At 62.8% G+C, this 26,991-nt stretch carries 25 protein-coding genes; 5 read left to right on the top strand and 20 right to left on the bottom strand.

From position 1 onward, the window contains the following. Positions 1-4 precede the first annotated feature (4 nt). A complete protein-coding gene (locus tag VHN57_RS15120) occupies positions 5-145 on the bottom strand; it encodes a lasso RiPP family leader peptide-containing protein (RefSeq protein ID WP_278983303.1) in 141 nt (46 codons plus the stop codon). A 102-nt stretch (positions 146-247) separates the two neighbouring features. On the opposite strand from VHN57_RS15120, the gene VHN57_RS15115 reads away from it, so the two are divergent. Beyond that, positions 248-1,486 (top strand): nucleotidyltransferase family protein, encoded by a 1,239-nt coding sequence (locus VHN57_RS15115; RefSeq protein ID WP_423284357.1) that lies wholly within the window; start codon positions 248-250, stop codon positions 1,484-1,486. An 81-nt stretch (positions 1,487-1,567) separates the two neighbouring features. Next, the gene (locus VHN57_RS15110; protein ID WP_125990377.1) at positions 1,568-2,392 is read left to right on the top strand and encodes an IS5 family transposase; all 825 of its coding nucleotides are present in this window, start codon (positions 1,568-1,570) and stop codon (positions 2,390-2,392) included. A gap of 16 nt (positions 2,393-2,408) precedes the next feature. Here the strand turns inward: VHN57_RS15110 and VHN57_RS15105 are convergent, their stop codons facing one another. The 8 genes from VHN57_RS15105 to VHN57_RS15070 form a co-directional block, all read right to left on the bottom strand. Next, entirely contained in the window at positions 2,409-3,479 is a 1,071-nt protein-coding gene (locus tag VHN57_RS15105) for a mannose-1-phosphate guanylyltransferase/mannose-6-phosphate isomerase (RefSeq protein WP_278983305.1), read from the bottom strand. A gap of 24 nt (positions 3,480-3,503) precedes the next feature. Beyond that, entirely contained in the window at positions 3,504-4,292 is a 789-nt protein-coding gene (locus tag VHN57_RS15100; protein WP_278983307.1) for a cupin domain-containing protein, read from the bottom strand. 200 nt (positions 4,293-4,492) lie between these two features. Beyond that, the gene (locus VHN57_RS15095) at positions 4,493-4,921 is read right to left on the bottom strand and encodes a hypothetical protein (protein ID WP_278983308.1); all 429 of its coding nucleotides are present in this window, start codon (positions 4,919-4,921) and stop codon (positions 4,493-4,495) included. A 76-nt stretch (positions 4,922-4,997) separates the two neighbouring features. After that, entirely contained in the window at positions 4,998-6,221 is a 1,224-nt protein-coding gene (locus tag VHN57_RS15090) for a polysaccharide biosynthesis protein (protein ID WP_423284353.1), read from the bottom strand. A 56-nt stretch (positions 6,222-6,277) separates the two neighbouring features. After that, entirely contained in the window at positions 6,278-7,363 is a 1,086-nt protein-coding gene (locus tag VHN57_RS15085; protein WP_278983311.1) for an acyltransferase family protein, read from the bottom strand. Beyond that, complete coding sequence (locus VHN57_RS15080; RefSeq protein WP_278983313.1) at positions 7,360-8,631, bottom strand: polysaccharide biosynthesis protein GumE; 1,272 nt, start codon at positions 8,629-8,631, stop codon at positions 7,360-7,362. The genes VHN57_RS15085 and VHN57_RS15080 overlap by 4 nt, the downstream gene beginning before the upstream one ends. After that, the gene (locus tag VHN57_RS15075; RefSeq protein ID WP_278983314.1) at positions 8,624-9,751 is read right to left on the bottom strand and encodes a GumK N-terminal domain-containing glycosyltransferase; all 1,128 of its coding nucleotides are present in this window, start codon (positions 9,749-9,751) and stop codon (positions 8,624-8,626) included. Before VHN57_RS15075 ends, VHN57_RS15080 begins: the two co-directional genes overlap by 8 nt. Beyond that, positions 9,748-10,761: a glycosyltransferase gene (locus VHN57_RS15070; protein WP_278983316.1), complete on the bottom strand. Its 1,014-nt coding sequence runs from the start codon at positions 10,759-10,761 to the stop codon at positions 9,748-9,750. Before VHN57_RS15070 ends, VHN57_RS15075 begins: the two co-directional genes overlap by 4 nt. Before the next feature lie 221 nt (positions 10,762-10,982). On the opposite strand from VHN57_RS15070, the gene VHN57_RS15065 reads away from it, so the two are divergent. Beyond that, positions 10,983-12,011 (top strand): glycosyltransferase family 2 protein, encoded by a 1,029-nt coding sequence (locus VHN57_RS15065; protein WP_423284350.1) that lies wholly within the window; start codon positions 10,983-10,985, stop codon positions 12,009-12,011. Here VHN57_RS15065 and VHN57_RS15060 read toward each other — a convergent pair. The 9 genes from VHN57_RS15060 to VHN57_RS15020 are packed head-to-tail and all read right to left on the bottom strand — an operon-like array spanning position 11,969 to position 22,444. Beyond that, on the bottom strand, positions 11,969-12,985 hold the full coding sequence (locus VHN57_RS15060; protein ID WP_278983319.1) for a polysaccharide pyruvyl transferase family protein: 1,017 nt from the start codon (positions 12,983-12,985) through the stop codon (positions 11,969-11,971). The genes VHN57_RS15065 and VHN57_RS15060 overlap by 43 nt on opposite strands. Then, positions 12,982-14,001: a glycosyltransferase family 2 protein gene (locus VHN57_RS15055; protein WP_278983320.1), complete on the bottom strand. Its 1,020-nt coding sequence runs from the start codon at positions 13,999-14,001 to the stop codon at positions 12,982-12,984. The genes VHN57_RS15060 and VHN57_RS15055 overlap by 4 nt, the downstream gene beginning before the upstream one ends. Before the next feature lie 34 nt (positions 14,002-14,035). Next, positions 14,036-15,931, bottom strand: coding sequence for a WecB/TagA/CpsF family glycosyltransferase (locus VHN57_RS15050; protein WP_278983322.1), 1,896 nt, complete (start codon positions 15,929-15,931; stop codon positions 14,036-14,038). Between the two features lie 36 nt (positions 15,932-15,967). Next, complete coding sequence (locus VHN57_RS15045; protein ID WP_423284345.1) at positions 15,968-16,678, bottom strand: P-loop NTPase family protein; 711 nt, start codon at positions 16,676-16,678, stop codon at positions 15,968-15,970. Then, complete coding sequence (locus VHN57_RS15040) at positions 16,675-18,042, bottom strand: exopolysaccharide biosynthesis protein (RefSeq protein WP_278983327.1); 1,368 nt, start codon at positions 18,040-18,042, stop codon at positions 16,675-16,677. Before VHN57_RS15040 ends, VHN57_RS15045 begins: the two co-directional genes overlap by 4 nt. A 12-nt stretch (positions 18,043-18,054) precedes the next feature. Further along, entirely contained in the window at positions 18,055-19,356 is a 1,302-nt protein-coding gene (locus VHN57_RS15035; RefSeq protein WP_423284343.1) for an ATP-binding protein, read from the bottom strand. A 30-nt stretch (positions 19,357-19,386) separates the two neighbouring features. Continuing rightward, positions 19,387-20,184 carry a polysaccharide biosynthesis/export family protein gene (locus VHN57_RS15030; protein WP_423284341.1) on the bottom strand — a complete coding sequence of 266 codons (798 nt, stop codon included), beginning with the start codon at positions 20,182-20,184 and terminating at the stop codon, positions 19,387-19,389. A gap of 11 nt (positions 20,185-20,195) precedes the next feature. Then, a complete protein-coding gene (locus VHN57_RS15025) occupies positions 20,196-21,398 on the bottom strand; it encodes an outer membrane beta-barrel protein (protein ID WP_278983331.1) in 1,203 nt (400 codons plus the stop codon). After that, the gene (locus VHN57_RS15020; RefSeq protein WP_423284339.1) at positions 21,395-22,444 is read right to left on the bottom strand and encodes a glycoside hydrolase family 5 protein; all 1,050 of its coding nucleotides are present in this window, start codon (positions 22,442-22,444) and stop codon (positions 21,395-21,397) included. Before VHN57_RS15020 ends, VHN57_RS15025 begins: the two co-directional genes overlap by 4 nt. Before the next feature lie 56 nt (positions 22,445-22,500). Here VHN57_RS15020 and VHN57_RS15015 point away from each other — a divergent pair, with 56 nt between their 5' ends. Further along, positions 22,501-23,082, top strand: a complete 582-nt coding sequence (locus VHN57_RS15015; RefSeq protein WP_423284337.1) for a hypothetical protein — start codon at positions 22,501-22,503, stop codon at positions 23,080-23,082. A 26-nt stretch (positions 23,083-23,108) separates the two neighbouring features. Here the strand turns inward: VHN57_RS15015 and VHN57_RS15010 are convergent, their stop codons facing one another. Together VHN57_RS15010 and VHN57_RS15005 are read right to left on the bottom strand one after the other, a co-directional pair. Next, positions 23,109-24,107: an NAD-dependent epimerase/dehydratase family protein gene (locus tag VHN57_RS15010; RefSeq protein ID WP_278983337.1), complete on the bottom strand. Its 999-nt coding sequence runs from the start codon at positions 24,105-24,107 to the stop codon at positions 23,109-23,111. A gap of 58 nt (positions 24,108-24,165) precedes the next feature. Continuing rightward, complete coding sequence (locus VHN57_RS15005) at positions 24,166-25,806, bottom strand: glycosyltransferase family 39 protein (RefSeq protein WP_278983339.1); 1,641 nt, start codon at positions 25,804-25,806, stop codon at positions 24,166-24,168. A gap of 244 nt (positions 25,807-26,050) precedes the next feature. Between VHN57_RS15005 and VHN57_RS15000 the strand changes: the two genes are divergently transcribed. Next, positions 26,051-26,989 (top strand): glycosyltransferase family 2 protein, encoded by a 939-nt coding sequence (locus VHN57_RS15000; RefSeq protein ID WP_278983341.1) that lies wholly within the window; start codon positions 26,051-26,053, stop codon positions 26,987-26,989. Positions 26,990-26,991: the final 2 nt, after the last annotated feature.

The following is a 26,991-nucleotide window of genomic DNA, read 5'->3' as shown; positions in this document are numbered from 1 at the left end:
TCTGTTACGAGAACAGAAGGTGCGACGAGGGCGTCCCCACCGGGTAGACCGCGTCGAGCAGGCCGGTCGCCGAGCCGCCCTGTGTCAGGGCTTCGAACGAGCCGAGTTCGATCAGTTCGGGCGATTCATAATCTTCCTTTTCCATAGTCGACTCCTCATCAATTGCTGAATTGTTCAGCGTGTTGCAGCTTCATTAAAGTAAATCTTCAAGTCAAATTCCAATATATCAGCGTTAATACCTATAGGTATGAATACAGATCGCTATTGCTTTGATTTATGGGAAAGTGTCCTCAGAAATATTCATAATGAAAGACGGCATGGTATGAAAAATGATGCCAGGTGCGATCAAAGCCGTTCGATCGAAATCCTGCGAATTGGTATAGCATTGTCTGTTTCTGGCGCCGGCCCCATTGCGCCATTACCTGATCCCATGGATGTCGATTGGGCCGCCGTGGCGCGGCTAGGCATGAACAGCAAGCTGTTGGTGCAGGCGGCCAACGGATTGAGGCGGATCGGCTATTCTGTATCCGAAGGATTCCGGGCGGAAGAGAATGGCTATCGCAAGTTCATCCTGGCGATGAACGGCCTGAACCTGAAATCCCTATCCGATATCGCTGCCCTTCTCCGGCAGGGCGGGGTTGAATATATCCTGTTCAAGGGGCCAGTCGGGCAGCATGACGCTTATGGCGTCTATTTTCAGCGTCCCTCGTCCGACGTCGATATTCTGGTCGATCGACGGAATTTTCCTCAATGCAGGGCCTTGCTGGAGCAGGCCGGCTATGCCTTGCCGGCGGAATGCGATCGGATCTGGTGGCGCAGCTTCCTGGGCGAGCAGCATTTTTTCTCGGTGGGGCAAAGGCGGGCGACGGTCGATCTTCATCATCGCCTGCAACAGCCCGGCTGCCCGCACCCGCGCAATGTCGGGGCCTTTTTGGCTGATGTGGCGACACACCGGCTGAACGGCGTCGATATTCCCTGTATCTCGCTGATTCACGCCACGTTGCTGGCCAGTCTGAGCTTCGTCAAATCACTGGTGCAGCATTGCCATGCCGCAGCCTATCTTGCCGATTTCTCGGCGTTGTTGCTCCGTCTATCTCCTGCCGAGCGTCTCGAACTGCATCGACGCGCGGTGGCGCAGGATGTCGAACATAGCCTGTGCGTCGCCCTGTCCTGCGCATGGGGCATGTTCGCAGTGCGTGTGCCCGAACTGACCACCTCGATCCGGGTTGAACGGTTGTTCGGCGATGACCTTGCGCGCGTGATCTTCACGCCCGATGATCCCGCCATCGTCTGGCCGCGGCTTCGCCAATTGCTGTGGGCCTTGTGCGACAATGGTCGACCCGGTCAGCGGCTGAGCACTTATATCCGGGTCGGGGGCAGTTTTCTGGCATCGAAAATCGCCCGCAAGCTACCTGCGCCACGTGCGCAGGCCGGCGGCTTTTCTTTCCCTGAAAGCGCGATTGCCGGGCTGGGACATTCGGCATAGCGCAATGGACCTGCTCAGAGGCTGTTTGGGAAATCGGCGGCAGGGGTTGTCATAGGCGTATCTGCGTGATTCAGGCTCTGGATGTGGACGCAGCAGAGCCGGGGGCGGATGGCCCAGATTGCGAAGAAGACGAAGCGTTATCCCAGTGACCTGACCGATGAGGAATGGGATCGCCTTGCGCCGTTGATGCCCAAGCCGGGTCGTCGAGGCCGTCCCCGCGAGGTGGATTTCCGCGAAGTGATCAACGCGGTCCGCTATCTGGTGCGATCGGGGTGTGGTTGGCGGATGCTGCCGATCCATTTTGGCGCCTGGCAGACGGTCTATGGCTGGTTTCGGGAGCTGGCACGCAGGTTCCTGTTCCAGACGATCCACGACATCGAATTGATGTTGGACCGAGAACGTGAGGGGCGAGAAGCCAGCCCCAGTGCGGCGGTCATCGACAGCCAGTCGGTCAAGGCGCCTTCCGCAGAAAAGCGCGGTTTTGACGCAGGCAAGAAGATCGTCGGTCGCAAGCGGCATATCGCAGTCGACACCGATGGACGCTTGCTGATGGTCAACCTCACTACCGCCGATATCTCCGATAGTGCAGGCGCTCAGGCGATCCTCGATGGCATCCGCAAGCGCTGGCCGTGGGTGAAGCATCTCTTTGCCGATGGCGCCTATGATCGCCTCAAGCTCATGGACAAGGCCAGCTACCTCGACTTTGTCGTGGAGGTCATCCGTCGAAGCGATCGCCAGCAGGGCTTCAAGGTGCTTCCGCGCCGCTGGGTCGTCGAACGCACCTTCGGATGGATGACCCGATGGCGCCGTCTGGTCCGCGACTACGAAAAGCGCATCGACGTCTCACAGGCGATGATCCTCGTCGCCATGGGTGGAAACCTACTACGCCGAAACGCTCATCCCTGATTTTCCAAACGGACTCTCAGGACATGCCATTTCCTGCCAGCCGATCGATAATCTGTCGCACATTTTGAGACTGTCCACGCGGCATGATCAGCAGATCATTGGCATGGGCGACGACGATCAGGTCGCTGATCCCCAGCAGGGCGACATTGATCTCGCCCCCACGTATCAGGCAATTCTGGGTATCGATGGCCAGCACATTGCCCTGGATGCTGTTGCCGGCCGGGTCGCTCGCGCTGATCTGGTGCAGCATGTCCCAACTGCCGACGTCGGACCAGCCGCATCGCACTGGCGCGCAGGCGACTGCTTTGGCTTGCTCCATGATGGCATAGTCGACCGATTGCGACGGCGCCGTCGCGAAGGCGGCGAAATCGGGCAGGATATGGTTCGCCTGCCGTTGCGCCTGCCGCATGGCTTTCTGCGTCGCCGTCAGAATCGCTGGCGCATACACCCGCAATTGCTCCAGGTAAATATCCGGGCGGAACAGGAAGATGCCCGCGTTCCAGCAATAGCCACCTTCGGCCAACATTGCCGTCGCGCTCGCCAGGTCAGGTTTTTCCACGAAATGCTCGACGGCGCACACGCCTGGGCTCAGGCTATGGGCCATGCGGATATAGCCATAGCCCGTTTCGGCCGTTTCTGCCTCGATGCCGAAGGTCACCAGCCATCCCGCAGTCGCCAGCGCGTGGGCACGTTCGACTGCCTGATGAAATGCTGGCAGATCCGTGATCACATGGTCGCTTGGCATCACCAGCAACAGGCTGTCTTCGCTCGGCGCCGCCAGGGCACCTAGCGCGATCGCCGCTGCCGTGTTGCGCGCAACCGGCTCCAGGATCAATATGGCATCATCTACGCCGATATCCGCAAGCTGCGCCGTGATCATGCCGGCATGCTGGGAGTTGGCGACGAGAATCGGCGGGGCGAAGCCCATGCGTGGATCGATGCGCCGCACCGTCAGTTGCAGCATCGTCTCCGCCTGGGTCCGCGACAGCAGTTGCTTGGGCTTTTCCGGCCGGGACATTGGCCATAGCCTTGTGCCCGATCCGCCGGACAGGATCAGCGGCTGGATCGTCGGCCCTCCGTTGGTCATCGGCTGCATACTCCCGAAATGGTGCTAGATGGTCGCAAATAGATAATCGGCATCGCTTGCCGCGTGGATAGCCGGCCTGGCCTGCGTCAGCAGCCAGCATTCCCCGGCACGCCAAGTCTGGCCGTCTATGTCGCCTCGCCCGCGCAGGGGAATGAACCAGGCCAGACCGGCATTGGTGACATGGATCATGTCGCCGCTTTGCATGTGCATCAGCCGCAAGCCGAAGTCGCCCTCGGACAGCAACACACCGGTACAGCCCAGTGGGCGGTGTATGGCCGGCATTGGCGAGGTGGCGATGGCGCCTTCCCGATGCGAAGTGGGGCAAGGCATCATGCGAAGCTCGTCGGGCCGACCGGCATGGTGCTGTATCCCGATCAGGGAAATGCCGGCGCCGATGACATGAGGCATGCCCGGAGGAATGAAGAAAAAGTCTCCGGCCTTGACCGGGCACCAATCCATGGCTTGGTCCAGCACGCCATTCTGGGCTGCGCTTCGCAGTGATCGGCTGTCCTGCGGGCGGATTGTGCCGATGCCGACGCGCGCGCCGGGTTCCGCGCCCAGGATATACCAGCTCTGCGTCCGGCCGCCAGCGAGACCCTGTGGCTGGACGATCAGATCCCAGGGATGGGTCTGAAAGGCGAAGCGCGGGTTGGTATAGACATATTTTACCAGCAATGGGTCATTGGTGCGTTCCGGGCGACCGAACCGCAACTCGCCGATGCGCTTGCCCAATTTGTCGATCGGGTGATTGGGAACGGCATCCTGGCCCCATATTTTGACGAATGTCGCCTGCAACTTGATGCCTGGCATCATGTGGCGTTCGACATGCCGCTCCTGGTGGGGCGCCGTATATCGGTGGAATGATCGACCTTCCATGGCTGCCTCGTCGGTTGGATGGCAGCAGAGAGGTTGCGGCTTTGCCGTCAAAAAGAAATCCGGTCGAACACCTAGATAAGCGTGAAGCTGGATGTGCAGGCCATAGGAGAGCGGCGTCTTCCGCTCGGCGCCCCCGTCTACCGGCCATGCGCCTGACTGATGTCGAGCGATGCGACAATGCGTTGTTGCGTGGCTTTCGGCCTCCTGAATAGGAGGATCAGGAGCGGATCGTCGACCAACTCGATGCGATGCGCAGCGGGATATAGGGTGCGGATCTGGTGCAGGGGCGTCGCCAGCCCGTCCCTGTCGCCCCGCACCACGGCGGGCACGATCAGGCGCTCGAAACGCCAATAGTCCGTTGCGAGCTGCCAGGGTGTCACGCGACAGCGAGTCCCGTCGGGCATCACCGCGAACATGCGATGCTTCATTACCAGTCGATCAAGTGCCGGGCGGACATTCCTCATTCGGACATGACGCAGAATGCCGCCATGACGGTCGATCTGGCCGATGTCGTGCGAGATTTGCACCGTCATCATGAACGCGATGGCGGTCAGGAAAAGGGTCATCCATGCTCTTTTCGCGGAGGGGAAGGTCAACCTGCGCCGGTTAGCAGTTCATCCCATGCGGCGACATTGCGGGCGATTACCTAGGGGCTGCGGACGGGGGCAGGCCTGGCGCGGCGCTGATATCACCTCCCGCTGCCGGCGTACCGGGCCTTGCCAGCTTCTTTCTGACCATGGCGATCGACGGCAGGGTCGCGATGCCACTGCCCAGGGCGGCACCCAGGACCAGTGCGCTCAGACCCCAGTGCGCACAGGCAAGCGCGCCGATGACGGTGCCAAGGACGCAGAGCCACATCGACAGGTTGACGCGGTGCAGGTCGCCGGCCGTTCCGATCCCCGTGGCGACCGCGCGGGGCACCGCCTGCAGGATCTTCACCGTACCGTTGACGCAGGCAGCCAAGCATAGGCCGATATCGACGACATAGCGTCCCTGGGTGAAGATGTCGGCAAAGGGTGGTGCGATAACGCAGACGATGATGGTCGAAATGGCGGCAAGCGCCGCGAAGATACGGATTTCGTGCATCAGCAACTTACGCTGACCGTCAATGTCGTGAATCTTGCGGAGCTGTGGCGTCAGGGATGCGACGATGCCCGCGCTCAGCACGCGGAAGGGGGCGATCGCAACCGACGTCAGCACCGCGAAGGTGGCCAGATCCTCCAACGACAACAATGGCGGGATCAGCAGGCGTTCGGCCTGCACCAGCACGGCGCCTGCCGCGATGATGCCCAGCAGTGGAAAGGCTTCGGCGAAATGAAGGGGAGCGGTGTCGCTGGCCATCGTCCGCTCGCGACGCAATGTCACGCTATAGGCGGCGATCGCGGCGATGCCGCCAAATCCCGCCAGCGCCAGGGCCGCCTGTTCCTCGTCGACGATCCATCCGGCCAGCGCCGCGATGCCGACGCACAAAAGGCCCCAGTCCGCTGCCGTGTCGCAGAATATGGCGATGATCGCGACACCATGGCGTCTGAGCGCGCAGGCCGCCGTGCGCAGCAGCGCGAACATCAGCGATGCACAGGCGGTCGCGATGGCGGCGGCGGGAACGACGCCATAAAGACGGCTCGCAATCCAGGCGCCCGCCAAAGCGATCAGCGCCGATGACAGGATGATGGGGGCAAGATAGCGTCCGCCCAGCCGCCTCTGGCTGCGCAGCAATAACTGGTCGAGCCCCAGCGGCCCCATATTCGATGTGATGATCAATATCGCCACCATCAGGGCGAAATGGCCATAGGCGCTGACGGTCAGGGCGTGCGCGAGCAACAGGTTGCCGAGCGCGAACGCCCCACCACTCATGGCGAAGATCATCGCCCCTTGGAGGCTGGGGCTGAGCAGGACTTTCCGGAGGGCACGGAGCATGGCGATCAGGTCTCGACTGTCATGGGCTGGGGGGATGCGGGTTGCGGGCGTCCCCATATCGTCGTCAGCTTGCGGCGAACCCAATTGCCGACCGGCCGCTCGAACAGTTCATGGGACAGGGCAGCCGCCACGATGGACAGCGTCAGCGCCAGGGTAATCTGCACCGGCATCGTCAGCCCGGATGCCCTTCCGGTCAGCCTGGCGAGCTGGAACAGCGGCATGTGCAGCAGATAGAGCGAGAAGCTGTAGGCGCCCAGCAGGCGCATCACGCGATTACCCCAGATATGATCGTTGATCGGGTGCGGGATCGTCGCGCTCAGGATGATCAGGATGCTGGCGCCCAGCTTCAGCGGATCGCCATAATAGACCAGATGCTTGGGATCATGCCGGGTGGACGGGAATATCCAGTCCGTCATGGGGGCGGGCGGATAGGCGAGCAGCGCCAGGAACAGCAGGCTGAACAGCGCGAGCGGAATGAACAGGCGGTCCATCTGTGCCGGCGTCAGCCTGCGCACCAGCATGGCGCACAATATGCCGGCCATGAAGATGTGCATTTTGGCGAAGGCGGAAAAACCAGGCAGCCAGGGGCTTGCCGCATAGCAAATGGCGATGGCGCTGCCGATCGCGAGATAGAGCCAGCCCCTGACAGCCTTGCGCGCATAGGTCGCGCCCCAGATGAGGGGGAACAGGAAGTAGAATTGGAATTCCGGACCGATCGACCAGAAGACGGAAACGGAACTGGTGAAACTGACCTGTCGCACCAGTTCGACCAGGCCGATCGGATAAATGAAATCGGGATAGAAGCGGTAGATAGCGAAGGACAGCAGCGAGATGCAGGCATAAAGCGGCACGATCCGCGCGATCCGGGCGGCGGCATAGGATGCCAGCGCCATGCGGTCGGGTATTCGGGGCAAATAGAGGTGGCCCATCAGGAAACCGCTGAGCGTGAAGAACAGCAAGACTCCATAGTCGCCGACATGATGGTTGACGATGACTGGCAGGGCAAAGGTCGGGAAATGGGACAGCACGACCAATATGGCAGCCAGGCCGCGTATGCCATCCAGGGCAGGGATGTGCCGGCCGGCTGTCATGGCAGGGGTGCCGCCTTCTCGGCTTGCCGGCCTCGGGCATGGCAGAAGCCGTAGAGCGCCCACATCGCCGCCGCCGTCTTGATCGACAGCAGCGAATTGCTGATCGGCAGGCACAGCGTCAGGAACAGCATGATGCCATGCTTGGCCATCCGGTTTCCCGGATCACGGCCGAAACTGCTGAGCGTCAGCGTCAGCCACAGACAGATCGCGATCAGCAAGGATTGCGCCTGGACGAAATCGGCCCAGCCTGCATCGTCGAAACGGATGCGCTCGACCCGGACGCCCAGCAACTGGACAATGTCCATCGATCGCAACGCATCCAGGCCGACGCTGAGGCGGCCGGTGAAATTGTCGCCAGGTCCGGTGAGGACGCCAGATGCCTCGCCAGCCACCAGCGCAAACAGGAGCAGCGGCAGATAGAAGACGCTCCAACGGTCGGGGATAAAGGCGCTGATCGGCAGATAAAGGCAGAAGAGCAGGATGACGCTCATTGCCAATCGTCCGTCGCAGATGATCAGCAGCAGGCCGGTCGACAGGATCATGAATAAGCGTGCGCGCTGCGACAGGTCGCGCCACAGGGCGGCGGTGAAGATCATGCCGACGATTGCCCAGTTGCCGAGCGATACCGGCTCCAGGAACAGCGAGGAGCCGCGGTGCAGGCCAAGCCCGTCGAGCAGCATGCGGCCGCCCGGTCGGGCAGAGCTGAGGAACAGGTCGCCGCCTGCCCAGAAGGCATCGGCCTGATAGCCGCGCGTCTTCACATAATAATCGAGCACGCGAAAGGTCGCGCCGAAACCGGTCGGACTCGCCAGTTCCCACAGGCCGACCAGCAGGATCAGCCCTTGCATCGCCAGGAAACAGCGACGCAGCAACAGGCTGTCCATGCGGCTGCCCAGCAGGATGAAGGCCGGGATCAGCAATATGTCGCCCAATATCTTGGGTTCCATATAGGCACGCACCGCGCTCGTCAGAAACACCGCCAGCACCAATATCCAGGTCATTGCCAGCCAGCGGAATGTCAGCGGCAGCGGTTGCAGCGCGCCGACGAACAGCGCACCCAGCACGATCAGGCCCTGTACGCCGGAGACGGCACCAGGGCTGAGCGGCACAATATGGGCGTTGATCCAGGCCAGGCCGGGGTTGAACAGGATCGTCGCGACCAGCAGGGCGGCCGCGGCAAGGTTGAGCAATTGCTGATAGGATCGGGCCTGGCGCTTGGCGGCGGCGATCCGTGCCAGGGCCGGCGGGGAAAGGGCAAGGTCAGCCACGGGCCGCGTCGATCAGCTGTTCGGCGATGTCGCTCCAGTCCTTGGCCGGCATCGGGTGGCGCCCGGCATTCAGGGCGCGCTCGAAGGCAGGCGCCAAATCCTCCACATGGCCGGACCGGTAGCCAAAGCGCAGCGGATGGTCGCCGACGGCAAAGTCGGGGCATACTGCCGGCAGGCCGATAGCCTGATATTGCAGCAGCTTCAGGCTGGAATCGGCGAGATAGGCGGCGGCAGCGGCGCGCTGATAGGCGGCAATGCCGACATCGGCATGCTGCAGATAGGGCAGGGTCTGCGCAAATGGCATTTCGTCATGCTGGACGACATTGGCCGGAAAGACGCTCTTGGGGGATCCGATGGTGTGAAAGGTGAAATCGGGACGCGCCAGTGCCAGCGCGCGGAGCGCGGCGGCATCGAACAGCATCGATCCCACCGTCACCGCATTGCGGGGGGTGGTGTAGGGATTGTCGGTCGCCCCATGCAGGATTGCCGTGTCGACGCCATGTGGAATGAACATCTTCGGGCAGCGATAGGCGTCGAAATGCGGCAGCATGGAGCGGGCGACGACGACGATCAGGTCGATGTCCTGCTCCGACTGCCACAACATGTCCTCGATGCATTCGGGCACGCCGGCGGTCGCCAGCAGGTCAGTGGCGCGATAGACCAGCCGGGCCGACGGGGCGACTGCACGGATGCGCTTGATCAGCGCTGGCGCAATGCCGGATTCGATGATGATGATGTCGGCGTTGCGGGCGGCCTCGTCCAGCGCCGTGCAGCTATTGTTCGCCCAGCGGCTGTAGAGCCAGGATTCGATCTCGGTGGGAACCGGCAGCTTCACCGGGTGCCAGGCGCTACGCCACAGATAGGCGCGCAGGCCATCAACCTCTTCCCAATTGTTGGCACGGTGGAACAGGTTGGACCGGCTGTCGCCGCGCAGTCGCGAAAGCCAGCTATAGCCGATCGACAGGAAGGCGACGTCATGCCCCTGTCGCGCCATCTGTCTGGCGACAAAATGCACGCTGGCGCGTCGTGCGGTGCGATAATCATGGCGCGATACGATCAGGATGCGGGCGCTTTCGGTGGCGCGGGGCGCGGGGGCCGCGTTCGAAGCTGCCCCCTTCATGACCGCGCCCCTGCCGTGGCGAGGATCTCGTCATAATAATCTTCCAGTGCGGCGACCCGATGCCGCAGGTCGAACCGGCTTGCGACATGTTCGCGGCCGGCCTTGCCGAAATCCTCGCACAGGTCCGGCGCCAGCAGCAGGGTGCGCAGATGATCCGCAAAATCCTCCACGCTGCGTGATCGGGCCAGCAGGCCGCTCAATCCCGGCTTGATCGCTTCGCGCATCGGCCCGTCATCGAAAGCGACGATGGCCATGCCCATGCCCTGCGCCTCCATCAGCACGATCGGCAGGCCTTCGGAATCGCCGTTCGCGGCGCGGATGCTTGGCATGGCGAAGATCCGGTGGCTTGCCATGGCGGCGAACACCTCGGTGCGTGATCGCGCGCCCAGGAAGGTCGGTTTGATGTCCAACTGCCGCGCCTGTTCGACGAGCGTTGGCATCAGCGGGCCGTCCCCGATAATGGTCAGCGGCTCGCTTCTGGCGCGGGCGGGCAATTGTGCCCAGGCGTCGAGCAGATAGTTGACGCCCTTCTTCTCCACCAGCCTGCCGACGAACAGCGTGCCGCGCCGCCGTTCCGTGGATGGCGGATGGGGCAGGCTGGCAGTGTCGATGCCCAGCGGGATGACGCGCAGCTTTTCCTCGGGATAGCCCGCTTCCAGCAAGCACTGCTTGATCCACTGCGACACGCAGATGACGCCATGGACATAGCGCTGCAGAAAGGGTTTGAGCGCCAGATACCACAGCCCCTCGGTTCGGCGGGCATGTTCGCGCACCGTTACCGTGGCGTCATAACCATGGGCCGTTACCACCAGCGGGATGCCGCGCCGCGCAGCCAGCGGCAGGATGGACGCGCCGTCCTGAAGAAAATGCGCATGGATCAGCCTGGTCCGGGGTTCGGAAAGAAGGTTGCCGATATGCCGGTAATTGCCGGTGAGGCGGCTATATAATTTCTCATACCGGCCGGCTTGGGAACGATGCATCAGATGCGGCACATAGCCGTCGATCATCATGCCATTCAAAAGTCGTTCGGTAATGATAATTGGTTTATATCTGTTCAAATTGTGAATGTGGTCAGAAATGAAGGTTTCAGACAGAGGTAAAAATCCACGTCTGTAAATTGCAACGGTAGGATGATTCGTAAATTTCACTAGGTGAAATTCCTCAATTCGTTGCGGTTACATCGATTGGTATATCGAAGGTCATTCAGGCTTTCGAGTAAGGCATAACACCTATGCAAATGCCCTCCGTCTCATTTGAAACACCGTCCGTCAGCGTGGTGATCGCCGCCTTCAATGCGGAGGAGAGCCTGGTGCGGGCGGTGGAATCGGCCCTGGCCCAGACCGTGCCGGTCGAGGTGATCATCGTGGACGATGCGTCCAGCGACCGGACGCTGGAACTGGCCTTTGCCTTGATGCGGGCGCATCCTCAGGTGCGGATATTGACCAGCGGCGCGAATGAAGGGCCGTCCGCCGCCCGAAACAAGGGGATCGTCGCAGCGCGTGGTGAGTGGATCGCGATCCTCGATGCCGATGATGCCTTCGCGCCGGAGCGGCTGCGCCAGTTAACGGCGCTTGGCGAACGGCATGATGCCGACATGGTGGCCGACAATCTGCACTTCTACGACTGGAATGCGGGCAGGGTGGTGGGGACGGCGCTGCCGCGGCAGGGCGATGTGGTGCGCCATATCCATCCGGTCGATTTCGTCCGCAACGCCATTACTGGCCAGTCGCGGTTCGACTTTGGCCAGCTGAAGCCGATGTTCCGGCGTCGGTTCATGACCGCGCGCTGCCTGCGTTATCCGCCCGATCTGCGTCATGGAGAGGATTTCGCCCTGATGTTCGACTGTCTGCTGGCGGATGCACGCTTCATCCTGACGAGCGAAGCCCATTATCTTTTCACCCAGCGCCAGGGCTCGATTTCGGCTCAGGCGTCGGGCCAGTCGCGCACCCATCTCAACCTCCATGCCATGCGGGAGCATAGTCTGGCGTTGCTGGATCGACCGCGGGTGCGGGGCGACCAGCGGCTGACGGCGCTGCTCAACCGACGGGCCAGGGCGATCGGGCAGCAATTAAGCTGGAACCGGGTCTATCCCCATCTGCGCGCGCGCCGGCCGGTCGCGCTGATGGGGGCCATGATGCGGGAATGGAGCAATTGGCCGATGCTGGCGCGCCATCTTCTTCGTCGCTGGCAGAATCGGGAGACGATGATCCGCGGCGTTCAGGTCGATCGCAGCAATTTGTCGAATGCGCCGCTGAGCTGATCCACCCGCTGAGCGAAGATAGGGTCGCCGCTCAGAAAACCGGGCGCGTTTTTCAGCGCATACAGCATCGCGCCGAGCCGTTCCGTCTGTTGCCGGTTCCGCTTTGCGATGGCGCGCGCGACGATTTCCGGTTGAGGAAGTCGGCGCGGCAAAGCCAGCAAATGATGCTTCATTCGTGACCGGATCGACATCCACCAGCCCCGTTGTTCGTTGCGTGTCATCCGACGTTGATGGGCAAGTGCGCGTTCCGGGGTTGGCCGGGGCAAGCGATAATGCTCGCCGATGATCCTGCGCACCTGGTCGCGATAGGCGTCATTCAGGCTGGCCATGGGCAGAGTGATCGGCTCATAGGGCAGGTCGAGAGACAGCGTCCAGTCGAGCCATTTGAAGCTGTTGATCCGGCCCGAACTCGATACCGGGATCCAGGGGACGCGCATCGTGTCGGCTATGATTGCCGCGTGCATGGAATCGGCGATCACCAGCCGTGCATGGCGGATGCGGTCGATCACCTGATGCGCGCACTGGCGCGGATCGACTAGCTCGATTCCGGCCTGGGCACAGATGGCGGGCCAGTCGCATTCGTTCATCGCCTCATAATGGGGTATCAGAATGGGGGCCCCGCGCTCGTTTTCCGCTGTCGGCTTCAGCCGCTCCAGCGTCGACAGCAGTAACGCTCCATCGGCGATCGCGCGCTCGGGCTGGCCCAGCACATGAGCGGTCAGCGGCCCGCGCAGCGCGACGACATCCCAGCGATCGCTGGCGAAATCGCTTGGTCTGGGGCGATAGCCTAGGCCACTCGAAAAGATGCGGATCTTCGACGCCTGCGGCATGGCATTACCGATAATCGTGCCGATCCCACAGAACAGCGTGTCGGCCTCGTCGGACCAGCGACCCGGCGCCAGTTCCTCCCACAGCCAGCTGTTGAGGTCGTCGCCGAAATTGCCTTCTGCTGCACGATAATAGAATAATCTCATGTCGCGCTTTCTCCCAGTGACGGACCGCGCCAGCGCAGCTTGTCGATGATGACGTCCCGCCATAGCGGCAGCAGTTGCCAGCGCACCAATTGCGCAGCGCGCAGGATCGTGCGGCGCGCATCGCCGTCGGCCAAGTCGCGATAAAGACGCGGATGCAGCAGGATCGCTGCGATTTCCCGCTGCAGCAGGGCGATGCGGTCGCTGATGAGGGCCGCACTGCTGCGGTGGATGCCCGGCGTCGTCGCCATCAGCCGGTTGGCCAGGATCGTCGATATCAAGCGCCGCAGATTGCTGCTGTTCAGCCGGTCATGGGCATCGCGGTACAGGTTGATGCCTTCGCCGCGCATGGCGTTGGCCTTCGTTGAAAAGCAAATGCCGCCAGCGCGGTGGGCAAGCCTGACCCACATCAGCCAATCCTCTCCGGCATAGCGCAGTCGCTCGTCGAAGCGCAGATCCTGCAGCGCCCGGTTCCGCAGGATCACGGCCGATGTCTGGCAGAGATATTCCGCCACCATCGGCGCGCCTGCCTGGCCCGGCAGGAAATGATAGAGGCCCCCCGCCGGCACGATGGGCGCGAAGACCGGTTCGCTGTCGCCCGACACGAACAGATCGCGGGAGGCGAACAGCGTCGACGGCGGCATGGCGCTGTCGCAGAAATAGAAGTCATGCCCCAGTTCCAGAGCATCGATCCCTTCCTGCAGATGGCATGGCGCCCAACTGTCGTCGGAATCGAGAAAGGCGACAAAGTCGGCCTGCGGATCGACATGGTCGAGCCCGCGATTGCGGGCTGCGCCTGGCCCCGCATTGGTCTGGCGGACGATCCTGGCGCTCAGCCATTGGGGTAGGGACAGATTGGCCAGCTCCGATCCCGGCGAAACGGGTGAACTGTCATCGACGATGATCAAGTCGACGGTGGCGGGCCAGGGGAGAAGCTGTCCGGCGATGGATCGGACCGCACCCGCCAATATCCCGGTTTCACGCTGGAAATAGGGGATGACGACGGCAATCCGGCGCATCGCCCGGTTTTCCCGCATGGGTGGGCCGGACAGGTCAGGCCGCATCGGCACCGCGGGCGCTCGCGGATTGCGGCGGGGTGGGCGACGGCGAACCAGTGGGATAACCTGGACGGGCATCGCGCAACGCATGGGCCAGGAAGCTGATATTGCCGCGCAGATAGCGATCGGCCAGCCGCGTTGGTTCGTTCAGCAGGCGATAGACCCATTCGAGCCGCATCCCGCGGAGCCATGGCGGTGCCCGCCGGATATGACCGGCCGTGAAATCCAGCAAGGCGCCGGCACACAGGACGGGCCGTCCGAAGCGGGGCGCCCATCTGGCCGCCCATAGCTCCTGGCGCGGATTGCCCATGGCAGCGATCACCAGGTCCGCGCGACTTTGCTCGATCCGCTGGCTGAGGTTCGCCTCTTCCTGCTCATCGAAATAGCCATGCTGGATGCCGACAACGCGGACATGGGGGTAGCGTTGTTGCAGCATCTGCGCTGCCTGCTCGGCGATGCCGGGCGCCGCACCGACCAGGAACAGCCTCAATTCCCCATCATAGTTCGCGATCAGATGCGGGATGAAGTCGGTCCCGTTGAGATTGTCCGGGAAGGCGGTGCCATAACGCAGCCGGCTGGCGATATCGACGCCGACGCCATCGTTCAGCAGCAAAGCGTCTTCCAGCGCAGTTGTCAGTCCCTCGACCCGTCGTGCCTGGTTGACCAGATGGGCGTTGCAGAAGGCGATGACCCGCGGCACCTGGTCCCTGATGGCCTGGGTGACCTGGTCGATCGCCGCGCCATTGGACAGCACGGCGACCTTGAGTGTTCCGATTTGGCGGAAGTGGTGGCCCAGCACATGGTCGTAGATGGCCAGCATGTTGGCGCTGACCTGTGGCCAGCCATAGGCCAGCAGGCCAGCCATGGTGGTCGGCGCGGTCCGGCGCTGACGGGCGGCGCGGACATCCTGCAGCAGACGCGCGGCCGACAGCGGATCGGCGAAGTCGATCAGGCTGCCAACGTCCAGCTTGGTGCAGGATCGGCGATGCGCGGGAATGTCGCTGACCACCGGATAAAGGCCGGCTGACACCGCCTCGATCAGCGAGATGCCGAACCCTTCATAGGCGCTGGGGGAGGCGAATATGCTGGAGCGCGCGATCAGGGCCTGCAATGCTTCGTCGCTCGGGCTGTCGTGAAACTCGACGACGGTATCGAGCCTCAGCGCCTCGACCCGCTCGCGAAGCTCTGCGAAGGACACGCCCATCGGTTTGCCCGCGATGATCAACCGCGCATTGCCATCCAGCCGATGCAGATGGGCGAACCAGCCGATCAACTGATCGATCCGCTTGTTGGGCGCGATCCGGCCGAAATAGATGATCGTGCGATCATGCGGATCTTGGCGTGCCAGCCCCGCAAACTTGGCGATGTCCACGCCATTTTCCACCATGGTCAGCGATCGCCCGCAAATGTCGTCGAAAGTCGCATGGTCCGCCTCGCTGCAGGCAATGACGGCCCTGAACCGGCTCAGCGAGAAGCGGGTGATGCTGTGAAAATAGATTTGCTTCAGGCGCCGGGCGTAGCCGGTGTGGAAGAAGCCACCATGAGTACTCAGCACCAGCGGCTTGCGATGCAGCCATTTCGTGATCGCCAGATAGTCGGCGAAGAAGTCTACGGCATGGACATGGATGAGGTCGCAATCCTCCAGATGACGCAGGACCGATGGTGCCAGCGGATAGCGACGACCGCCGCGAAAGGGCACCCGGATGACTTCGACATCGTCGATCCTCTCCGATGGCGGCAGCGCTGCGCCGTCGCCATCGAAGATCCGATCGAGCGTTATCATCCGCACCTGATGTCCGGCGCGCGCCTGTTCGCGGCACAGATTGCGGGTGAAACTTTCCAGCCCGCCAATGCCAGGATGATATTGTCGCGAGATATGCGTTATCTTCATGATCCGTCCTGGTTCTGATGCGTCCGTCCATCATCGTCAGACCAGCATGATCGTCCCGATCAGCGCGGTATTCAGCATGGTCATCTTGTGGATTGCGGCCTTGAGTTCGCTCGTCGACGTCTCGTCGCGCTGGACCGCAACGATCGCGCAGTCCGCGCTGCCGGCGGCATGGGCCAGATCGGCGACATGGCTGGCGTCGACCAGGCAGAGGTCGAAATGACCACTGATCGCGGCCAGCCGTTCAGCTAATGGCGGCAGGGGATTGCCATCGGCCGTGCAGCCTTCCTGCAGGGGCGCCGCCAGGACGAAGAGCGACCGGATATTGGTCGGCTGCACAAAGGCGAATGGCTCTTCCAGTTCTTCCGGCCTGGCCCGGCGCGGGCTCATGTTGAGCAGTCGGTGCTGGATGAAGTTGGAATGCTCCATGTCGACGATCAGCGTGCGCAGGCCGCTGAGCGCCGCCGATACCGCGATATTGGCGGTCAGGATCGCGGCCTGTTCGACCGCATCGATTGCAATGACCGCGATCGATCCCTCCGGACCGCCATCGGGCCGGCGCAGAGCGGACAGCGTTGATTGGATGTCGCGGGCCTGTTCGGCCAACCGCTCGGCCGGAGCGTTGATGACCGCAATCAGCGGATCGACGTTCAGATTGGCCGCCGTCAGGATTTCGCTATCCTCGCCGCCATGGGCCGGGGGTGGGATGGTGTAGACCTGTTCGACAGGTTCGGTGGAGCGCAGCCTCATGACCAATTGCCTCCTTCGATACGCAGTTGCTTGCCCTTGAGGCGCAGATCCGCCTGCCCGAGCAGGGGAACGCCGGTGAGGTGGGTAATGGCATCGCGGCTACGGACCCGCGGGCGCAGCCATTCGGCCAGGATCACGGATCCAATGGCCAGCATCGCCGCTACCATCGTCATCATCAGGAACCGCACGCCGACATTCGGGGCATTCGGGAACATGGGTGGTTCCGCGATATTGAGCCGTACGATGTTGAGCGAGGGCGCCGTGCTTTTTGCATGGAGCTGCGATAGCTGCTCGGTCTGCGCTTCATATTCCTTGCGTGCCGACACGACATTGCTTTCCAGCACATTCAGCTTGCCGCGATCGGCGGCGAGTGAAAGCATGCGTGCGCGATGCCGGTCGAGCAGCGCTTGCATCGTGCCCTGATTGGCAGAAGCGGCGGAACTGGCGGCGGCCAGCGTGCCGGACGTCTTGCCGGTTTCCTGGGCCAGGCTGTCCTGCATCTGTTGCAACTGCTGGCGTGCTGCCCGCATCGTCGCGTGATTGGGGCCCAGTTCAGCGGCCATCTGGCTGATCTCCGCCGATTTGGCGGCGATCTGCGATCTTAGTTCCTGGATCACGCCGCTTGACTGGACGTCCGGCATGCTGGCGCCGCCAGCCGCGCGGGCCTGGGCTTCGGCGGCGGTGGCTTCGGCCGACGACAATTTGGAGGACAGTTCGCTCAGCCGCGTGCTCTCCGCATCGATTGCGCCGGTCGCCACGATGCCGTGGGCGCGCTGGAAATCTGCCAGCTTCGCCTGGGCATCCTCCATGCGCTTTTCCGACTGGGCGATCTGCTTCTGGAACCAGCCCGCGAAGCGTTGGGAAAACTCGTTGCTGATGCTCAGGCGGGTGTCGTTGAAGGTCTGGGCGAAACTGTTTGCCATCAGCGCCGATCGTTCGGGATCAAGGCTGCGATAGCTCACCTCGATCGTGTTGCCCGATGCACTTGGAAGCACTTCAAGTCCGCCCTGGACGCCGCGCGTGATCCAGCCTTCGAAGCTCTGGCTGCTGCTGGCCTGTTCCTGCCAGCGCTGACGCAGGGCAGGGTCTTTCAACAGGCCGAGCCGATCGACGACCTTGCGTGCAATCACCTCGCTGCGCAGGATTTCAGCCTCGGTCGCCAGCATGCTCGCGCTATTGGCCTCGCTGGTCTTGCCGCCGGTCGGGTCGGGCGCGCGGGAATCGAACAACAGCAGCGCCGACGCCCGATATTCGCGTGGCGTGATCGCAATCCAGAGGATGGTCAGCGCCATGATGCTGCAGAAGATGATGGCCGCCATCTTCCAGCGTTGCAGGATGGCTCTCGTGACGTCGAACATGTACATCCTATCGATCCCTTACAGCGCGACGCTCTGACGTTGGGCGTCGACCAGGTTCACGACCCGGTTGTTGAGGTGGTCGCCATGTTGGCTGGCAAAAAGCATGGCGAGCAGGAATTGAGGGGCCAGGCTGTCTCGGAACATCAGTTCGCCGCTGCCGGGGCGGGCCTGCATGGTGCGGGCCAGCAGTGCCATGGCCAGACTGGCCTGGTCTGACTGAGGCTCGATGTCGCCCAGTGCGACGCCAGGCGGAACGGTGGCGGCGCGCGCAACCTGTTCAATCATCGGCCAATGGTCGCTGCCCAGCCCGATGACTTCGTGAAACAGTGCGGCATCGGACGGATTGGTGATCGTCCAGTCATCGACCGACCGCACCATGCCGGCCAGGACCGACGACAGTTCGACCACTGTCTTGCGCTGGCGCAGCGCCTCGAAACAGGCGAGCGCACAGAATAGCCGGACATGGTAGGGCGAACCGCAGGCGACATGCGCGATCGTTTCGCGCGCGGCATCGGTGAAGCTCAGCCCGGCATGGGCAGCGCCCCGGTCGATCAGTTCATAGACCGCGTTACTGTCGATGCGGACGATCGGCACGGCAGAGATATGACGGCGCAGCGATTCATGGCCGGTAATCAACTGGTTCAGGCCAGATGCGATGCCAACCGCGACGACATGGGCCGGCACGGCCGCGTCCGACAGCAGCTTCATCAGCCGTGCCAGTTCGGCCAGCACCGTCGCATCTGTCACCCGGTCGAACTCGTCGAGGATGAAGATGAACTTGCGCTGCCCATGTTCGGCCAGGATTTCCACCACGTCGCGCGGGGTCAGCTGCGCTGGAATGGGCGAGGGGGGCTGCGTGGCGCGCGGCGCGTTGGTGCGTGCGGCATCCAGGAATGGCGCGATCAGACTGGTGAAATCCTGGCCTGGTTCGCATGCCATGTAGAAGACCAGATAGCCGCGATTGTCCGCCATATTGGCGAATACACGGGCTAGCGAAGTCTTGCCGGTGCCGCGTCCGCCGAAGATCATGGCATGGTTGCCGCGATCCAGCACGCCTTCCACCAGAAGGTCCATTTCCTGTTGCCGGCCATGCAGATGGCGGGCGATGGTGACTGGCTGGGTCGAGTTGAAGCCCTTGCGCACGGCCGATCGCATGGCATCGATCGCCATCGCCTCGGTCGGAGCAGGCGGTGCGCCGGTGGGCGCTACCGTTGCGCGGTCCAGCATCGGCGTCGGATGGCGCTTGCCTTTGGTCTTGCGCACGTCCCGCTCACCGGCGGAAAGACCCAGCCATCGGGCGATTCTGGTGAAAATATTCACTGCATGTCTCCCGGATAGGCCGTCCGATCCTCAGAAGGTTCGCTCGTTGACGGTGTAGACGTCCCCCGGCTTGACCAGCATATCGAGGTCCGCCTTCTTGATTTTCTCCGGTCCGCGATGGAGCGTGATCTTCTTTTCCGATCCGCCCAGCGTCGGGCCTCCTGCCTGGGCCAGCATCTGGCGCAGCGTCATGCCGGTCTCGAAGGCGACCCGCCCCGGCCTGTTCACCTGACCATAGATGAAGACATCTTCGGCTTTGGGCACGAACACGGAATCTCCGGCGCGCAGGAACTGGCCGGTCCCGGTCTGCGGGTCGAGGTCGCTCAACGCGATCCGCTGGTCGGCCTCGCCGGCCCGTTGCAGGATCGCATAGTCGGCCGCATCCGCCCGCGCGCCGCCGGTCCGCGCCAGCATCATCGCGATCGTCTGTGGGCGATCGAGCGGATAGAGACCTGGGCTCTGGAGATTGCCGAACATGGTTACCGATCGACTGACGAAGCTCACGACCTCGACATTGACGATCGGGTCGACGAAATAGCCGCCGGTCTGCAACTGCCGACGAATATTCTCTGCCAGCGCATTGGTACTTCTGCCCTCGGCGACGACATCGCCGATGTTGGGCAGGGTGATACGGCCGTCTTCCTTGATCCGGGTCTTCACCTCGATCGGATAGGCGCCGAAGATCGACACGCGGATCTCGTCGTTCGCGCCCAATATATAGGCGGCGACGGCCGCCTTGGTGTCGGCGCCCGCCAGTGCGGGGCTGCCAAGGCACAATATCGCCAGCAGGGCGAGCGGGGCATTGAAGGTGCGTTGCATGAAGGACATGGCCGTGCTCCTCACAATTGAAGGCCAATAAACAGCATCGAAGAGGTGGATTTGTAGCGGTAGCGATCGACGTCGCTTTCGCGCCATTCATGGCGAAACTCGAAACCGGCGTTGAGGCGGCTGCGCAGCGCGAAGCGATAGCCGGCAAACAGCGCAGTCGTCTTGTCCGTGCCGCGCGGCGTGTCGGTGTCGATCAGCAACTCGCCCTTGAATTGCCGGCGGCCATAGGTGGCGCCCGCCTGGATGGAGGATCGGCTGCCCAGCTTGTAATTGCCGCGCAACGAAAAGTCGGTCTGGACGACATAGGTGGCGCCGGTATTGCTCTGGTTGCTCGTGCTGCGCGTGACATCCAGCACCACATTGGCTCGTGGCGAAGGCTGGTAGACCGCCCCGATATGATAGCCCAGGCCTGAATAATCCTCGACATCGTCATCGCGTGCCTTGGTCTTGATATAGCTCAGCCCGGCATTCCAGCTCAGCCGCGGCGCCACCGCGCGTTTGAACTCCAGGCCGACGCGATAATTGTCCGCGCCGCTGCTCATCCGTCGGCCTTCGCTATCGAGCCCGTCATAATGGGGGCGGCGGAAGGCGTCATAGTTGAACATCAGCCGGATATCGCCGAAACTGGCCTTGGTGTAGGCGAAGCCAATGCCGGCGGTTCGCGTGCGGATGTCGAACTCGCGGCGCGAACTGGCGCTGTTGTTGGTGGTCAGATAGCCCAGGTTGATGACCGGATAATAGCCATAGGGCTTGTCACATTCGGCGGTCACCGAATAATCTTGGGTGCGCTCGCTATTGCCGACGATCTCGCCCTGGTCGGCAAGGTTGGCCTGGGCGAAGTTCAGCCGCGCGCGCGGACGCAGATAGCATAGCCCGGAAATCTTCACATCGCCCCGCGCCTGCAGCGTGATGCGCTCACGGTTGAGATTATCGTAGCGCTGGTAAAAATCATAGCCGAGCGATCCGACGGCGGTGACCTGGTGTACGCCCAATACCTTGCGGAACGTCACGTCGACGCCGGGGGTGATACGCAGATCATCCGTGTCGCCCGTCATGATATCGTCATTCTGGCGCAGGACGTTGTCGTCATAGACCATGCGGACGGTCGGTGCCACGGTCAGGCCATCGGGGGGGACGTCCACCTGACCATAGGCCGGGCTTGTCAGTATCGCCGCGCAGGCGACCGAAAGGCCGGCAGAGCGGGCGCGGATCATTTGCGGGCTCCCTGGCTGCTATATTTGGCAAGGATGCCGGCCTGCGGCCGGGCGGCGCCTTTCACCGGCTGGACGCTCATCGGATAATGGGGGCCCCACCAGCCACCACCGGCCCAATAGGTCCAGCCCATCCAGACATCGGCATTCTGCTTCATATGGTCGAGCAGCGCATCGAGGCTGGCGAGGCACTGGGCGTCGGGCGGCGCACCGAACTCGCCCAGAAAGCCCTTATGCTTGTTGGTTCGCAGCCAGTTGGTCGCGGCTGCCATGCGCTGGCGGATGACCGGCGCGTCCTCGCACTGCATCTTCATGCCCGAACTGTCAGGGTCCAGATATTGGTGCATCTCGAACGCATAATTGCCTCCCGGATCGCGGAAATTGCGGAAAGCGGCGGCGTTGGATCGCGCCCCGCCCGTGGCCCAGCTATGGGCGCCGGTCCAGTTCGATCCGGGCACCAGCAGCAGGTTGCGTGCGCCGGCCTTGCGGATCGCAGTGACACCGGCGTCGACGATGCGCCGCCATTGGGCGGGAGCCATGCCATTGGGCTCGTTCATCAGGCCAAAGGCGATCCGCTGATCGTCGCGATAGTGCTCGCTCAGCCGCCGCCACAGGTCCGCGAACTGGGTGTCGCCATCGGCAATCTGGTCGAGCCTTTGGCCGTTGCGCTTGCCGTAATTATGGATGTCGAGGATGATGATCTCGAAGCCTTTCAGGCCGGCGATCACCTTGTCCAGCCGCGCGATCTCGCTGGCGGACAGCGGCTGCGCGGCACTGGGCTGCAGTCGCTCCCACAGCAACGGCACACGCACGATCTTCATGCCCATGGCGATGAAGGGGGCCGCGATCCGCGCATCGGGATAGATATAGTCCTTGGCATAGATGCCGGGCTTGCGACCGGAATTGAACTCGCCGCCGGCAAGGTTGACGCCCGCCAGCGGGGCGCGTGCCTGAGCGGCAACAGAGCCCGGCAGGCCCAGCGCCGTCAGCAAAAGCGCGGCATGTCCGACGGACCTGGCCGTTTGTCCCGAAGCGCGGTCATGCATCATGGTCAGCGCCCCGCAGCCATGCTAGCCCCATGACGGGCACAGGAATTTGGCGAAATATGGCTTCGATCCGGAACAGGCAGACGAGCAAGGGCCATGGGCTGGCCCTCGTGGCCGTGCCGGCGCAGCCCCCTTCGCAGGCGCAGGCTTTCAGTGCGAAGCGGGCGATCCTCACCCATTTCGGCAGCGTTGGCCTGTTGCTGACGCGCGGCGCGGTGGCCGATGTCGAATGGCATGGCGCAAGTGACACGCAAACTGTTCGCTATCGCACGAGCGCGGGCGCCGAATTTCATGTGAGACTCCCGATCGGCATAGCTGTTGCCTCCGGCGAGGTTCTGGTCGTCCGATCGCTGACCTTGCCTGACGGCGCCGTGCAGCCGCTGATGGTGCGGGTGGCCGATCGCCCGGACTGGGTCGTGATCGGCGATATCGACCAGAGCATGGATGGCTATGCCGCTGGTGCGCGTCGCTTCGTGCGCTGGAGTGCTGGGGCCGGATCGGCCCTGGCGATGCTCGCCCTGTGCGGCGTCGCGCCACCGCTCGCTGCCACCGCTGCGGCGGCTTCGCTCGCCGGTGCCTGGGGCATGCGTCGGCGCGATCGCCGCGATCGCGTCCGGCTCGGACGCTGGCTGAACCGCTGACGGCCGGCAGGGGAATGCCAACATCCTCATGCCAACAGGCCCTGCTGGCGATACCAGGCGACGGTACGGCGAAACCCTTCTTCCAGTCCGACCGCCGGCTTATAGCCCAGCACCTTCTCGGCCCGCGCGATCGTGAAGGCGCGATTATGCTTGAAGAAGGTCAGCCGGCGGCGATGCAATGGCGGTTGCAGTGACAGCGGCGCGCAGATCGCCTCGCAGATCCGGGCCGCCAATAGTGCCAGGCCATAGGGAATGGTCGTCCTGGGCGCTGGCACCCCCAGCACGGTGGCGGCGGTCGCGACATAGTCGCGCAGCGACAGGAAGGATCGATCACCCAGGATGAAGGTGCCCGACGGCGCGTCGGGATGCGTCATCGTCAGGATATAACCCGCGATCAGATCGTCGATATAGACCGGATGGAAATTGGGCTCATGCGTGCCGATGAACAGGAAGCGCCGCCGCTGAAGCATCCGGAACATCTTGAGCATGCGTATGTCGCCCGGCCCATAGGTGGAGCAGGGGCGCACGATCACCACGCTCATGCCGGGCCGGGTCATTTCGTCCCGACACAGATCCTCGGCCTGAAGCTTGCTTTCCTGATAGGGGTCGCGCGGATCGAACGGGGAATTCTCGTCGGCCGGCGGCGTGGCGACATTGCCATGCACGCCGATCGAGGAACAATAGATGAAGCGTTCGACGCCCGCCCGCCGACCTGCCGCCAGCAGCGCTTGGGTGCTGTCGCGATTGACCTGCATGAACTCGCTGCGGGTGCCTTCGGACCGGAACATGGCGGCGATGTGGAAGCAATAGCGTGCATCCTTCAGCAGTGCGTCGAATCTGTCCGTGTCGGTCAGCGCCCCCTCGATCCACTCGATACCGCTTTCCCGTTCCGCTTCGGTCAGTGGCCGGCGGGTCATCGATCGCACGCGATAGCCCATGGCGACCAGCCGTCGGGCCAGCGTACCGCCGACGAAGCCGGTGGCGCCGGTTACCGCGATGATCGGTTGATAGCCGGTTTCGTTCATGCACAACTCTCCCGAATGGACGGATGCTGCGACAGGCGCGCGCGAAGGAAGCTGCCGGTCATGACACCTGCCTCGATCCATGCTGCGGATAGGGGCAGGGCCGGGCGGCCTTGGCAGCTTGCCAGGTGAAGACATGGAAGCCGGGCACCGATCGGACCGGAGTCAGCCGTCGTTCGATCAGATCGGCAACGGCCGGCGTGACCGCGATCGGATTGCGCCACTGGCGATCGGACACGATCACAGCGCCGCGCCGGTTGCAGTCGATCACCACGTTCATGGCGGCTGCGGTCTCGATGATCGGGCGTCCGGTCCGATAGTCGGGCGTGAAATCGGTGGAGGGGCGCAATTCGCCCAGCCGGCTGGAACTGATGAAGACCTGATAGTCGCCCAGATGTGCGATGGTGCGCAGATCGTCTCCGGTCACCAGCATGCGCTGCTGCGCGGCGAGCGCTCGGAAAGGGGCCTCGGCGGAAAACCAGTCGCCGTCAGGCACCGGAGCGGCCAGCGCGGCAGGGCCGGTCGCCACGGCCCTCAGGCCAGCAAGGGTCAGCTTGGCGCCCTCTCGATAGACCGGGCTGCTGGCCAGCAGGGCCAGCAGGGCGATCGCCATCATGCCCGTCCGCAACATGGCGCGCCGCTTGTCCGGGCCTGTCGCGGACAACAGCGCCGCGATGGCCAGGCCCCAGGCCATGCAGAAAAAGGGGAAAACATAATAGCAATAGCGCCAGGCCTTCATGCCGGCGAAGGAATGCAGCGTCAGGCAAAGGATGATCATGCTGGCGCACAGCAGGCCAAGGCGCGCGTGGCTGCGGATGGCGATCAGCAGGGCAACCGGCGTCAGCAGGCTGAACAGCGGCATCTGCATCCAGAATTCACGCACATAATATAGCCGATCACTCTGGGCGGCGGCGGCCCATCGTTCGGCATGAGCGAAGCGGCGGGCCATCGTGGCGAGCGCCTCGAAACCCAGTGTGACGGCGATGACGACACAGGCCGTCAGGATCAGGGCGCTACGCGGATGACGCTTCCAAGCATGCAGGAGCAGCGCCCGTTGGTCGATCAGTAACCAGCCGCCCAGGCCGGCAACCGCAATGATCGTCACCGGTTGCAGCTGATAGGCCAGGATCAGTGCCAGGGCGGTCAATCCCGCCCAGAGTGGCTGGGGCCTGCGATCCGCGCGTGTCGCCAGATACAGGGTCCAGGCCGCGATCAGGATCAGCAGCGTGTGCAAGGCGTAGAAACGGGCGAAATGGGCGATGTCGAACGTGTAGCCCGCCAGGCCGAGCAGCGCGGCCGCGCTCAGGCCGGCCCACGGCCCGGCGCTCTGCTTCAACCACTGGAACAGGATCGCGACGCTGATCGCGCTGAACAGCACCGATGGCACGCGGGCGACCAGCAGGTCGGCGCGTCCGACCAGGTCGAAGGTCCAGCCCACGATCATGGTGAACAGCGGTGCGCGCGCATATTGCCCGTCGAGCAGCGCGAAATCGCGGTGGAGCTGCCAACTGCGTCCAGCGAGCAGGTGATAGAATTCGTCGAGATGGGCGGGGCGCGTCTGGATGCTGGTGCCATAGAGGAAACAGGCCACCCCCCCCACCATCAGGCAGGGCAGGATGCTGCGCAACCATGCGCTTGCATGGCGCGCATCGCGGTCTGGCGGGCCGGCAAGCGCCGGCATTCCCTCTGAAGAACTGAGCATGTCGTTCCCCGATTTCGACAATGGCCGCACTTGTGTCGGCTTGCTCAAAATTCTTACGCAATTGCGAGATGAGTCAACATAGGGGGGGACACCTATCGAGTAGGTGTCACTACATAATAGAAAATGTTTCTAATATGTGTGATATTGATTCGTGTGATGATGACTTTTCTTAAGTCATGATATGACTCAATATTATATATGTTGATGTCTACATCGAATATTCATGTTCTTTGGGGGTGGTCATATGGTTGATGTCTCCATAGTCGTTCCTCTTTACAATGAAGAGGACAATGTCGTCCTTCTCCATCAGGCGATCAGCGATGCGCTGGTCGGTTTCGCGCCCAGCTATGAAGTCGTCCTGGTGGATGATGGCAGCCGGGATGCGACCTTCGCCCGCGCGGCCGATCTGGTGGCACTGGATCCGCATGTCCGCATCGTGAAATTCCGCGGCAATTATGGTCAGACGGCGGCGATGGCCGCTGGCATCCAGGATGCGCGGGGCGACATCATCGTCACCATGGATGGCGACCTGCAAAATGATCCGCTCGACATCCCGCAGATGGTCGCGATCATCTACCAGGGCTATGACATCGTCGTTGGCTGGCGCAAGAAACGCCAGGATGGCGGGGCGCGGGTCTTCGTCTCGCAGGTCGCCAACCGCATCATGGCCCGGTTGATGGGGGTGGCGGTGCGCGACAGCGGCTGTTCGCTCAAGGCCTTTCGCGCCATCCTGGTCAAGCAATTGCCCATGTATGGCGAAATGCACCGCTTCATTCCCGCGCTGTCGCGTCTGGCTGGCGCGAAGCTCGCGCAGGTCGAGGTGCGCCATCATCCGCGGCGTTTCGGCGTATCCAAATATGGCTTCTCGCGCATCTACAAGGTGATGCTCGACATCGTCTCGATCCGGATCCTGCTCAGCTATGTGCGCCGGCCGATGGCCTGGTCGCGCTTCCTGCTGGTCGGCACATTCCTGCTCGGCACCGCCGCGCTGCTGATCGCGGTCATGGGCGATGGGCTTGCCCTGCCGATGCTGGCGATCGCGGTCCTGTGGCTGTCGCTTTCGCTGTTCCTGCTGGGCTGGACCGTTGTCGGTCAGATGCTGGCTTCGCTTTCGAACAAAGTGTCCGGTTATGCCGAACTGGGGGCGCGTCTCTCGGTCGGCCTTTCGAAACAAGGGGATTGAAA

It is taken from the genome of Sphingobium salicis subsp. salicis, from assembly GCF_049472635.1.
In the GTDB taxonomy this organism is placed as follows: domain Bacteria; phylum Pseudomonadota; class Alphaproteobacteria; order Sphingomonadales; family Sphingomonadaceae; genus Sphingobium; species Sphingobium yanoikuyae_A.
Note: the sequence above shows the minus strand (reverse complement) of the source record. Positions and strands in the feature narration are given on the sequence as shown.